The organism is Acinetobacter legionensis (assembly GCF_048552295.1).
GTDB lineage: Bacteria > Pseudomonadota > Gammaproteobacteria > Pseudomonadales > Moraxellaceae > Acinetobacter.
The window spans coordinates 1-12,152 of record NZ_JBIMCW010000007.1 but is presented as its reverse complement, the minus strand read 5'-3'; the positions used below and the strand labels follow the sequence as shown (position 1 = coordinate 12,152).

5 protein-coding genes are annotated in these 12,152 nt (G+C 37.9%); 4 read left to right on the top strand and 1 reads right to left on the bottom strand.

What is annotated here, in order from left to right; translation table 11 throughout:
- Positions 1-17 precede the first annotated feature (17 nt).
- On the top strand, positions 18-896 hold the full coding sequence (locus ACG916_RS07235) for a hypothetical protein (RefSeq protein WP_419327967.1): 879 nt from the start codon (positions 18-20) through the stop codon (positions 894-896).
- A gap of 77 nt (positions 897-973) precedes the next feature.
- On the opposite strand, the gene ACG916_RS07230 is transcribed toward ACG916_RS07235, so the two are convergent.
- Positions 974-1,480 (bottom strand): hypothetical protein, encoded by a 507-nt coding sequence (locus ACG916_RS07230; protein WP_336953718.1) that lies wholly within the window; start codon positions 1,478-1,480, stop codon positions 974-976.
- A gap of 184 nt (positions 1,481-1,664) precedes the next feature.
- Between ACG916_RS07230 and ACG916_RS07225 the strand changes: the two genes are divergently transcribed.
- From ACG916_RS07225 to recD, 3 genes are all read left to right on the top strand, one after another.
- Positions 1,665-5,429, top strand: coding sequence for an exodeoxyribonuclease V subunit gamma (locus ACG916_RS07225; protein ID WP_336953719.1), 3,765 nt, complete (start codon positions 1,665-1,667; stop codon positions 5,427-5,429).
- Between the two features lie 2 nt (positions 5,430-5,431).
- Positions 5,432-9,220, top strand: a complete 3,789-nt coding sequence (locus ACG916_RS07220; RefSeq protein ID WP_419330338.1) for a UvrD-helicase domain-containing protein — start codon at positions 5,432-5,434, stop codon at positions 9,218-9,220.
- Positions 9,221-9,316: 96 nt separating this feature from the next.
- On the top strand, positions 9,317-11,062 hold the full coding sequence (gene recD / locus ACG916_RS07215; protein ID WP_419328027.1) for an exodeoxyribonuclease V subunit alpha: 1,746 nt from the start codon (positions 9,317-9,319) through the stop codon (positions 11,060-11,062).
- Positions 11,063-12,152 lie beyond the last annotated feature (1,090 nt).

Genomic DNA, 12,152 nt, shown 5'->3' with positions numbered 1-12,152 from the left:
TTTAAGCGTTGGTTCCTATGAGATCATTACAAAAGATTTTGCTCGATCATAAACAGTACTTAACTCAGCCGAGTGAAAAGTTAGTTAATCAGTTGATTCGAAAACTAGACAATGATTCATATTTACCTGATCGTAAAAATGTTCATAAATTACATATGCTTTCTACCAGCGAAGTAGATAAGTTTTTGCTCAATTGTTTAGCTAAATATCAACTGAGAAATGAGCTTTATGATTTAAGCAATCATGATATAGGAAGTTTAAGAGCAGTCTGGTCTATATTAAGTTTCTCTAAAAATCCTGAAGTTATTCAATATTTTGATGATTTTATTTTAGAAAATATTCGTCATCAGCCTGTGTATTTAGCAAATCTTTTTGAAGTTTTTAATTTCTTGGAAGAGTTACATCCTTCTGTTGAGCAGATTCAACAGTATTATGATCAACGCTTACCTGAGTTGCCTGCTTATCAATTATTGAAGCGATTAGATATTCATCCAGTTGATCCATTCAATTGGTCAATTTCATTTACTTTAACAACCGATGGTGAATGGTTGACTCCAAGAGAACTTACTGATGAAGAAAAGAACCGTCGTTATATACTAGAAATTAGATTAAATTCGCCTGAAGCATTGAATGATACATATTTAATCGATATTTATAACGATTCTTCATCAGAAAGAAAGCGGATAAAGATGAGGGAAAGCCATATATTCACTATCGATATTGAGCCGGATAAATTACCAGAAGTTGATTTATTATATTTAAACCTGTTTTTGACAAATATTGAGCAAGTGCTAAATGTTCAATTTAATTTAGAGAAAATTGCGTATATAACTGTCACTAAGGGTATTAATCGTAAGAAAATTGAAACATGGATCAGAAATCGTTTTTTAATTTAATTGATTATTTTTTCTGTTACATATAAAAAATAAAGCGGATTAAGAATCCGCTTTATACATATTCAAATTAGGAATATTTAGCTCACTAACTTTTGAGTTTGTTTGTTTTGAATATCTTTCGCTAATTTATAGCATTCCTCTACATGTGCTTCCGCAACTTTCTTCATTACGATATAGCCTAGACTTGCAGCAATGATTGAACCACCTAGCGGGATAAACTTAGTCACCTGTTTAGTAATGATTTTAGCGGCCATATTATTCAATGATGCTTTTACTGCAGTACGTGCAACCACCAAACCTGAAAATTCAAAACCACGTTTGCGCAGTTCATTCCAATGAATTTTCTTGGTTGCAGGGTCATAAACACTGATTTGATCTGGCGCTAAACCAAAACGGGCATTGATTTCAGGGATGAGAAGAGACAGCATACCCACATCAATCACAACATCTAAAAACGGAACAGGAATCACGGCGACTCCAGCAGATACGTAAGAGCGCTTTTTAACTTGCTCCAAACATTCATCACGAATCTGTTCTAAATTTAAGCTTGGATCGATTGAGTCTGGAAGTTTATCAATTTTCATAAAACAATTACCTTTGTTTCAAGCTTTTTCTCATATTTTTGAAAACGCATGTTTAAGCTTGAAATTGTGAAGTTATTTCCAAATAATGTTTTAAAAATGCCATAGTATGATGGTGTTGTATAGTGGCGAATGTTTATGTTTTGTGCATAAACGTAGACAGTTAAATATTGACAGTTGAGGATATATGGCAATTCATGTGATTCAAAGCCAACGCATTGATGTCTTGGTGCAAGGACTTTTGCAAAATACCATTAAGCCATCCAAAAAACCTTTTGCTGTCTTGCAAACGCAACATTTTATTGTTCCAAGTCCTGCTGTACAGGAATGGTTGAGCCAACGTATTGCTGAACAACAAGGCATTAGTGCGAATAGCCAATTTCATCAGCGGATTCGTGGTTTTCAGTGGTTTGCTTATCAGCAAGTTTTAGATGACAAAGATAAAGTCCGTAAAGCCAATATTCCGCGTTTGATTATGAAGTGGCGAATTTATCAAACGTTGAAAAGTTTTATAGAGCAGGATGAAAATAGCTTAGCCCAAGATCATCCTTTGCATGGCATTATCCAACGTATTTATGATGCAGCCTCGCAACTAGAGCAAGGTTTAGAGAAGCAACTCAAAAAACAAAGTATGTTGTATTGGGTCTCTGAACAAGTGTCAAAATTATTCAGTCATTACATGTTGTATCGTGGGGACTGTCAACGCGGTTGCCAACTGAACAATGGACAGTCATGTAGCTGCCCAAGCAATTGGTTAGGGCAGTGGGGACATGGTCAAGCACTTAACCTAGAACAGCAATTTTTTAAAACCAATCAACAAGTTTCAGCATTTACTTTAAATCAAGCACAAGAGTTGGAAACTTGGCAACGTTGGCTGTGGCAACATACATTTCATGATGATTTTATTGAAATGCAAAGTATTGATCATGATTTTTGGCAAATCATGGATGATGATCTTCAACGTCCTCAAGCTTTAAAGAAATTACCTAGCCAGCTGATTATATTTACTTTATTGGACTTGCCACCGAGTCAATTACAGTTTTTAAGACGATTGGGACAATATTTGGATGTGGTAATTTTACATTACAACCCATCACAAGAATATTGGGCCGACAGTGTCGATCCAAACTGGAAAAAACAATATGATTTGCGGGTAAAGGCGCGTTTTGTCAGCAAATATCCTAAAGCGACCGATGCAGATATTCAAAAGTTTTTTGATGAATTTACTTTAAATTTTAATGCGGAAATTCGTGAATCACGGCATCCATTATTAACCCGTTTTGGTAAGCAAGCTCGTGACCATTTTTCGATCTTGTCCAATTTATCTTCAGGTGAAGAAGGACAATGGGTGGATGCGTTTGTGGATGAAGAACCGACTCATTTATTAAGCAAATTACAATCAGATATTCTGTATTTGGTTGAGCCTGAACCACATGCTTACCCAATTGCTAAAACGGATGACTCGATTCAAATCCATGTGTGTCATTCGTCTTTACGACAGCTTGAAGTGTTAAAAGACCAATTGGTTGCTTGGTTGATGAAAAATACTGCTGAACGGCCACATCGACCAAGTGATGTTTTGGTTTTAGTACCAGATTTAAAACAAATTGAACCGCTTATTCGCAGTGTATTTCCGCATACACCAAACCAAGACAGTATTTATCTACCCGCGAAGATTGCTGGAGTAACGCAACTGGATGCCAATAATGCTTGGCGTGCTGTTTTAGGCCGTATTCAACTGGTGGAAGGTCGTTTTAGTGTTGAGAATTTTGCAGATTGGTTAAGTTTAAATGCTACGCAATTACGTTACGGTTTGGATATTTCAAATACAGAAAGAATGATTGAGTTATTGATCAATGCAGGGTTTAAACGTGGTCTAGATGCACAACATTTACGACGATCGTTAAGCCAGGATGATGAAGATTTCCGTTTTAGTTTTAAATTTGCCCTTGATCGTTTGGCTTTAGGTATTGCGATTCCAGAACATACGATTTTTGAAAATACCCTTAGTTATGCACAAATTTTGCAAAGTGATTTTGAGTTAGTGGCTAAACTGATTCAGATTTATCAAGATTTTGATGCTCGCCGTGACTGGATGATTGCGCATGAGTTGGGAAAAAATACTGCTTTAAAATGCAATGTTGAGGCATGGTTAAAACTACTGATGCAAGACATTGTTGAGTTTGAACAAGCCGGTGTTGAGTCGTTAAAAGTCGTACGTGAAATTGTCAAAAAACAAGAGCGGATGCTGACATTAGCCAGTTTTTATGATGAACACGCACAACCTATTCTTAAAAATATTTATTTACCTTTACCTTATCTATTGAATGAAATTCAAAATTTATTAGAAGGTCAAATTGATCAGGCTTTACCGACAGGTCAGATTACCTTTAGCCAAATTGGTCAGATTCGTCCTTTGCCTTATAAGTTGATCGTCCTGTTAAATTTGGATGGGGGTAAGTTTCCAGATCGAAATGTGCATTTACCCTTTGATTTAATGAAAATTCTCAAGCCACAATTGGGGGATCGTTCACGTCTTGATGATGATCAAGGGGCTTTCTTAGATGCTTTGTTATTGGCGCAGGAAAATCTATGGTTATTTTATAATGGCTTTGATGTGAGTGATGGTGAAGTTCGTGAGCCATCTAGCGTTTTACAGGAATTGGTCAATCATATTGCCCTGATTGCCCAATCTGAAACAGCATTATCTACGGACAATAAAGATATCAGTCCTGTTGATCATATGATTGAACTTAACGGGATTCAGGTCCCTGAACATTTGCAGTGTTTATTTCAAATTCACAGCTTACAGCCTTTTGATCCAACTGGTTTTGAATCAACAACACCGCTTCGTTTTCAAGACCAATGGTTCAATGTTGCACAACAAATCCGTCAAGCGGAAATGCTTGCTAAACGTGGGGCTTGGGCAAATACACAATACCCTGTTGTTCAAGAAGAGCTCACTGTTTTGGATGCGCGACAATGGATTCAAGATGTCACTTTCCCAGCACAATTATATTTAAAAACTTTAGGTGTAGAGAATCTGCGCGCAGAAGATATCCCTGCAATGAATGAACCCTTAATTTTGGATGGTTTGGCACGTTATCAGATTCGAGATTTCTTACAGAAACAATCAGCTCATTCCGCTGAAGATTCTTGGTCTCAAGAGATTGGATTACTGCAAAATCAATTACCCATTGGCAAGGTTCAGCACAGCGCATGGCAAATCAGTTTGGCGGAACAAGACAGTTTAAAAGAGCGTTTACAGCGTTATGCTACTGATGTGACGTTGACAACGCAACGCCAATGGCGAATTGACGCTGGTTTGATTATGAATATTACAGTACCTCAGCAAGCAGGACAGCATTGGGTAAGTTTGGATGCGTCAAGTGGTCGTGCTAAACGTCGTGCCAAAGTTTGGTTAGAATATTTACTCTGGTTAAGCTATTTAAATGTAGATGCTGAAAAGTCCAAAACGCTACAACGTATTGCGGTATTTAGTGATGTCACGATCATCAGTACAGGTTTAAGTTCAGAACAGGCAAAAGTATATTTATTGCCGTGGTTTAAAGCATTTGCTTATGCCCAATCGGAACCTCTAGTTCTGCCTGCGGGTTTGTTATTAAAACCCGCTGAAAATAATAAGCAGTTGGAATGGTCACTAGGGACTGTTGAAGGTGGCTTAGCTGGACATGGTTTAAATGCGGATACACAACATCATGTGGAAAGCATGTTAATCAATAACTTTGCAGATCTTTTAACTGAATGGAATAAAAGTGATGCGTTTTTACCTTATGATTTGACTGAAATGGAATGGAGTAAAAAACATCGGGACTGGCAATTTATTTTGCAAGAACAAGATGCAACCGCATTGTTAAAACATGCCTGTGATCACTTCGCCTATGCGTTGTATCAGCCGATTTATCAGCATCAATTTGTTGCGGAGGAATAAACATGACTTCCGTAAATTCACAGTTGCCGACAGCACAAAATCACACAGCCAAAAGAGTTTCGATTCATCCGATTGAGGATATGCAATTTGCTGGATTGCACTGGATCGAAGCTTCAGCAGGCACAGGTAAAACCTATACGCTTTCAAGCTTGATGGTGCGAATATTTTTAGAAAAATACTTACCTAGTCAAGTCATTGCGACCACATTTACCCGTAAAGCTGCAGCGGAATTGAAAACACGTATTCGCTTACGATTACAAGAAACATACCGCTATTTTGACTCGTGTCGTGAATTAACCGAAGCGCAAGTCTTGACCAAAGCAATCCAAGAGTCAGATCCATTATTTTCTAAAATATTAAAAATGTTTGCTTCACGGGTTGCTTATGCCTGTGAACGGTTGAAATTGGTGATTGATCAGCTGGATGAACTTTTTGTCGGGACTTTGGATAGTTTTAGTCAGAAATTACTGCGTGAGTTCGCTTTTGAAAGTGGCAAAATTGAGCGAGCTGAAATTACTGATGATGCGAAAAGTTATAGTCAGCAATTGATTCACGATGTACTTCGCGCATGGATTCAAAAACAACCCCAAGATATTGTGGACAGTTTGATGTTTGCTGGGGAGTTATATAGTGTAGATTATTATGTTGCAACAGTTGAACAAAGTTTAAATTTTGCCTCAGCAAATTTTATTGAACCCAAATTCTCCAATGCAGATGCTTTGGCATTCCAACAAGCCACTGAACAGCTTGCTCAGATTCAACTTGCTCAATTACAGACTTTGCAAAATTATTATTTATTGGATGGTGAGTTTTATAAATTTGTGAATGGGACAAAATTTAGAAATGATCGATTGAATCGTATTTTTGCCAAGAGCTTGCCACGAATTATTCAAACCCTACAACAGCATGACTATAAGCATTATTTAAGTTCAAAGCTGGGTGTTGAAAAGTCCGACTTTGCAACCTTGATTAAGGTGATTCGCGAGCAGCAAATTTTTAAAAAAGCTGCACCTGAAAACGTACAATCCGATTTTTATCATCATTCCCTTATTCAACAATTACTCACTATTTATGCGCAGATTGAAACTTTTGAAAATCAATTGCTTGGTACGAATACATTCTTAAAATATTACTTAGCAAAAGAAGTTAAAACACGTTTGCCTCAAGTGTTGCAACAAAAAGGCGAAACCACCTTTGCACAACAAATTCGGACCCTTGCAGATGCTTTGCAAGGTGAACAAGGTCAGCGTTTTGCGACCTTTGTCCATGCTCGTTATCCCCTGATTTTGGTTGATGAATTTCAGGATACCAACCAAGATCAAGATGATATGTTGGCACAAATATGGCGTCATCCAAGTCGTGTCAAACAGGGGTGTATGATTATGGTTGGTGACCGTAAGCAGGCAATTTATGGTTTTCGTGGCGGGGATATGTTGACCTTTTTAAAAGCACATCAGGACGTGTTTGGTAAAGAAGGGTATGAATATAATCTGATTTATAATCACCGTTCGGTAAAGCCTTTGGTTGAAGTTGTTGATGCTTTATTTCAACAGCAAATGGATTTTGGTGAACAGGTGATATATACACCAGTGCAAGCTGGTTCTCGTCCGCATCCAGATTTGATTGATCAAACCCATGTTAATCCACTGCCTTTAAGGTGGATAAAGCTCGAAGATAAAAACCAAGAAGCTGAACAAGTAGCATGGAAAATTCGTGAGCTACTGAATCAAGGGATTCAAGGCAGTTTATATTTTATTGAAAAATCAGTGCATCGTGCAGTAGATGAAAACGATATCGCCATCCTCTCGAAAAACCATGATGGCTTAGATAAAGCACAATCCACGTTGGAATTTTTAGGGATTCGAACCAGTCGACCATCGAAAAAAAGTGTCTTTGAATGTCAGATTGCACGAGATGTTGGGGCTGTGCTAGCTGCAATTTTGCATCCTTATCATGAAGCCAAAGTAAAACGCGCTTTGTTAAGTCGTTTGATCGGCTTTGATCTAAAAGCGTTGATTGCCTTGGAACAGCATGCCGATGGTCTGAGTGTCTATATTGCACTGTTCGATCAGATTCGTGAGATGTGGCTCAATCAAGGGTTTTTAACAGCTTGGCAATATCTGCTCAATCAATTTTCTGCCTGGACAAAATTGGTGGAAAAACACAGTCGTGACAATGAACGTGTGGTGGTGAATTTACGTCATTTAACTGAGTTATTGAGTCAGCACAGTGAAGATTATCAAGGTGCACAAAATCTTTATCATTGGTATTTAAAACAACTCACTTCGCCAATGGAACGAGAGTGGGAGATGGAAAGGAAACTGTCCAATGAGGCAGGGGTTCAGTTGATGACCATTCACCAATCCAAAGGGCTCGAATTTAAGTTTGTGTTTTTATTGGGAGCCGATAAAGAGTTTAAAGAGATCAATAAAACGCTGAATTTCTCGACCGTTGAACAACTGAATGTACGAACAGGACAGAATGAACAACAACGTGTAGTCGCTATCAATGATGCCAATCTTCTCGATAAAAAAGATATTGAGCAGCACAATGAGCGTGCATTAGCAGAGCATCACCGTTTGTGGTATGTGGCACTGACACGTGCCAGTTATCGCGTTTATGCGATGCTGAGTGATGTAAAGGAAAAATCAACAACTGGATTGGCATTTTGGCGAGGTCAGGGTACAAACACTTTTCAACATGCTGGAAGTGCTATGGAGGCGTTGTTGACTGAATGCCCATCGCATTTAGAAAAGGCCAAGAGCGACGTTCAATTGCCTTTACTTGCACAAGCCTTTCCTACTCAACGTTTTTATCCTCGTGGCAAAACCAGTTTTAGTGCTTTGGCCCAGCATTTAACTCGGCAACAAATTCAAGATGCGTTAGCGGTTTCTGAACAAAAGTTAGAACCAGCAGAAGATGAAATTCAACAGCCTATTGCTGAAACCACACCAGATGAAATTTCAACTCAGCCTATTGCTTGGATCAAAGCCAATTTTCCAATGGGGACGGTTGCAGGCAATTTTTTGCATGAAATTTTTGAACATATTGATTTCAAAGATACGCATTACTGGCGTTTGGAAATACGCCGTCGCTTTAAAAATGATTATTCAAGTTTATGGACGGAGTTACTGGAAAAATATCAGCAGGCTTTTCTCAACGACAATTTGAGTGAGGGCGTTTCTCAAACAGAACACGCTGTAGAAGAGAAGCTGATTGACTGGATGGCTGAGTGGTTACAGGATGTTTTATCGACTCCGATTCTCAGTCATTTTAAAATGGAGCAACTTGAACCACACGAACATTTAGCTGAGTTTCCATTTTATCTGGCCCTTTCAGATCGAGTTTTGGCAATTAAACGTATACATCAATTGTTTGATGAGCATGCCATTGCAATGCCTGAGTTTAAAGATGCCAATTCAGCACGTTATTTAAATGGGTCAATTGATTTGGTGTTTTTTGATGGTCAGCAATATCATATTGCCGATTATAAAAGTAATTTTTTGGGTGTAGATCAGCAAAGTTATTCATTTGAAGCTGTTCAGGACAGCATGTCGCATGCCAGTTATTGGCTACAGGCATCTTTGTATTTGGTGGCATTGCATCGTTATTTGAAAATCCAGCTCGAAGATTATCAAATTGATCGTGATCTGGGAGGCGCAACCTATTTGTATTTACGTGGTATGAATGGTCAAAGCGGACAAGGTTACTACTTCTGGCGACCCACTACGGAATTTATTTTAAGACTTGATGCCATATTGGGCTATTTTACTGAGGATAAATCCAGTTGAATCGTGTGAATAGTTGCTTGAACATCTTTGCAAACAATAAGTTATTCTGTGGATAACTCTGTTGAAAACCTTGTAGATAACTCTGAGGATAACCGTGTGGAAAATAAACAGGATTTAGAAAGCCAAGTCCCGCAATGGATTGAGGTATGGAGTAAATATGTTTTATCACAGTATTCCACAGCTTTAGAATTAGACGAATATGCAGTTGAATTAGTGCAAGAGATTTTGTTGGCGACGACTCAAGGGGATAGCTGCATCTCAGCAGAGGATCAAAATATAGTCCTATTAAAGCCACTAATTGTTGACCATGATGTGGCTGAAACAACGATTGCACCATTTGTTCAACAGCATGGGTTGATTTATCTGTACCGCTATTGGCAACTTGAGCGACGTTTATCTGTACAAGTCGAAAGGTTAAAACAGTCTGAAATTCAACAAATTGATATTGTAGGGTTTGATCATCTTCTTAATGATCCGCATCAAAGCGCTGCTTTGAAGATGGTGGCGGGTAACGCTTTCAATATCATTACAGGCGGGCCAGGAACGGGGAAAACTTATACTTTGGCAAGAATAATTGCAGTATTACAGCAAACCATTCCTGATATTCGTATTGCAATGGCTGCGCCCACAGGTAAAGCCGCACAAAGAATGGGCGAAGCACTACAAAAATCTTTAAGTGACCCAAAATTACAAAGCTTTGGATTGAATCAAAATCAATTCAACCCCATGACTTTACATCGGTTATTGGGTTTGGGAAATCAGCATATTCCACGTTTTAATCTGAGACAGCGATTACCTTATGATGTGGTCATAGTCGATGAAGCATCAATGTTGGATTTAAATTTAGCCACGATGTTGTTTGAGGCGATTCCTGAGCATTGCCGTTTAATTCTTTTGGGCGATGCCAATCAATTGGCTTCTGTGGATGTCGGTTCGGTATTGGCAGATTTACAGAATGTACAATCATTACAGTACAATCGGGTCAATCTACAGACCAGTCAACGCTTTAAAGAGGGTGCCTTAATTGGAAAAATGGCACAGTTTATTCAATCACAGCAAAATCAAAGTATAGCCCGTGCAGAATTATTGGCGAATTTTGAGCAAGAGATTGTTGCAGCTAGTGCGCTTAAACCAGTTGAACTCAAAGCAAATATGCAAGATGTGATTCAGCTTGAATATCTGCCTGAAAAGATTTTTCCAGCAGATCTAATGCAGTATTACCAAAAACTCAGTTTAGGTTTTCAAGCTTATTTTCAAAGTTTAAACAACTATCTGATCGCCGACGACTCTCATCATCAGATTGAAGCGGTGACACAAGCATTTGACCTATATCGTATTTTAACGGCTGTTCGGCACGGTGCATTGGGATTGAATAGCTTAAACCATGAAATGGAAAAAGCATTATTTGAATATCTTCCAACATTGGCTCGTTATGGTGACTGGTATGTTGGGCGTCCTGTGATGATGAGCTATAACGATTATCAACTTGGTCTTTCCAATGGAGATATCGGAATTTGTCTAAAACATCGCCAGAATGTTGATCAATTTGAAGTCTATTTCCCCAGTTTAGACAAATGGATTGCTGCAACACGTTTGCCTAAATCGATGCAAACCGCTTTTGTTTTAACCATTCATAAATCTCAGGGTTCAGAATTCACCCATACTGCAGTAGTTTTGGATGTTACAGCAACACGCTTATTGAGCCAAGAGTTGATTTATACTGCTATTACACGGGCTAAATCAGTGGTGAGTTTACTGGTTGATCAACAAGCATTTATCCACGCTTTAGACACCACCACAACTAGAATGAGTGGATTGGTTAGCATGATTAACACGGCATAGTTATTTTGTAGTTTTTGTTGATAATTTGCCTCTATGTACGAAATTGCTTACATGAATTCGAGAGATTTGCGCATAGAGCTTCTTGTTACTTTTTGAGATGATGAAGACATAAAGAACTCAGCAAGGATCGTTGAGTAAAATCGCAAAATAATAATAATTTAAAGTCGTGAGACTGCGAACTTACAGGAAAGTAAGTGATAAGAGGAAACTTACAGCCGCTAAGCCTTGTAGTTTTGGGAGAGACTACAGGGCTTTTTTATTAAAATTAAATGCTGAATTTTACCTCAAAGAGAATCAATCTATTTTTTAAATTAAGTTTTAAATTTGGGTCTAGTCAAACCACCTTATTAATCATACAAGTGGTTTCTATCAAATCATTAGTCAGAAATAAAACTTCTATTTTTGTATGAACTTTTAGAATCTGTTAGTTATCAATTCAATTTTTGTACTATTGAACCCTAGATGGTGATCCTATCGTGTGGCGACATGGATGTCTCCATGTTGGGTGGAGCTACAGGACACCCCCTCGCCCATGAGCAAAAAAAAGCAGTGCTTTGTTTGTAGCGCAAGGTTTGGCAACCCTTACGAAAAGTGGGGCATCGCTAACGCAAAGGTATTTAAACTTTGAATATAAGGTGTGTTATTGCAAACTTTTTATAATTAAATAATTTACTTATTCCTGTATTTGATTTAATTGAAGATCTTAATTGATGATAATTATATTCTTGAGTCTGAATTTTTTGACAGGTTACCTATAAATATAAAGTGATTTTGCAAATGGTTAAAATTTACAAGGTTTTTTTAAAAGGTTACAGCCATTGCCTCTATGTACGTTATTTCTCACATAATCTTGCGGTAAATGCGACTTCTGTTCAATGTCTGTCACAGGCATAATAAGTCACATAAGGACATAATTAGTCACATGGTTGTGAAATAAGTGTCATGTACAAAAACAAAAACTGCTTAGGGTACAAGCAAATACTATAAATAAGATAAGAGGTGGTCCCACATGTTTGAACAACTAAAAGCTTATTTATAAGTGATACTCTGCTCTAGTTAAGCTACCTTATTTTGTTGTGGTAGCTGGTCA

Excerpts from the sequence above, each read along its gene's own strand:
- ACG916_RS07220 (WP_419330338.1), top strand. The coding sequence starts at position 5,432 with ATGACTTCCGTAAATTCACAGTTGCCGACAGCACAAAATCACACAGCC.
- ACG916_RS07230 (WP_336953718.1), bottom strand. The coding sequence starts at position 1,480 with ATGAAAATTGATAAACTTCCAGACTCAATCGATCCAAGCTTAAATTTA.
- ACG916_RS07225 (WP_336953719.1), top strand. The coding sequence starts at position 1,665 with ATGGCAATTCATGTGATTCAAAGCCAACGCATTGATGTCTTGGTGCAA.
- ACG916_RS07235 (WP_419327967.1), top strand. The coding sequence starts at position 18 with ATGAGATCATTACAAAAGATTTTGCTCGATCATAAACAGTACTTAACT.